This window comes from Limosilactobacillus mucosae (assembly GCF_046939755.1).
Taxonomy (GTDB): Bacteria; Bacillota; Bacilli; order Lactobacillales; family Lactobacillaceae; genus Limosilactobacillus; species Limosilactobacillus mucosae_A.
Genome location: NZ_JBKZAY010000093.1, coordinates 1 through 495, shown reverse-complemented (window position 1 = coordinate 495; position 495 = coordinate 1). Strand labels below are relative to the sequence as shown.

Annotated in this window: 1 protein-coding gene; it reads right to left on the bottom strand. The window is 45.5% G+C overall.

Features of this window, described 5'->3' with window-relative positions; all coding sequences use genetic code 11:
• Nucleotides 1–495: IS66 family transposase (locus ACLUWI_RS10280; RefSeq protein ID WP_412147239.1), on the bottom strand; the 495-nt coding region annotated here is incomplete at both ends.

Genomic DNA, 495 nt, shown 5'->3' with positions numbered 1-495 from the left:
TTTTTGACCAAACCTTTCGCCAGCTTCAATTACCCCACGAGCCATATGTTTACTGGTGATTGGAAGCCCGAGGCGCTCCCAATACTGCGTCTGGCGGGTAAACGGTACTGCCAGGCCGAACTTTTCAAAAAGTACTTCGGCGATTACCGAGCTTGAAAGGTAACTGTGTGGAAACAAAGGCTGTGGCGTCTTTGCCTGAACAAGTACATCATTGCCGGTTTCCGAATCTTGACAGTGTTCGCATCTAGCCGTTTCAGTACATACGATTTTGCAGCACAGGTGGGCAGGAACCAGTTTAACTTCACGATACTGTTCATGTTTGCCGATAACCGTCATCATTTGACCGCATTGATAACAAGTCAGTTCTTGCTTACTCAGCTGATGAAGTTCTTCAACTTGTTCTAAGCAATCAAGCCATTCTTTACGTGATTCCTTTGATTTGCATTTTCTCTGATGACCGGTAACGGTAGTGGTCAACTTTTCGACTGTTGAATC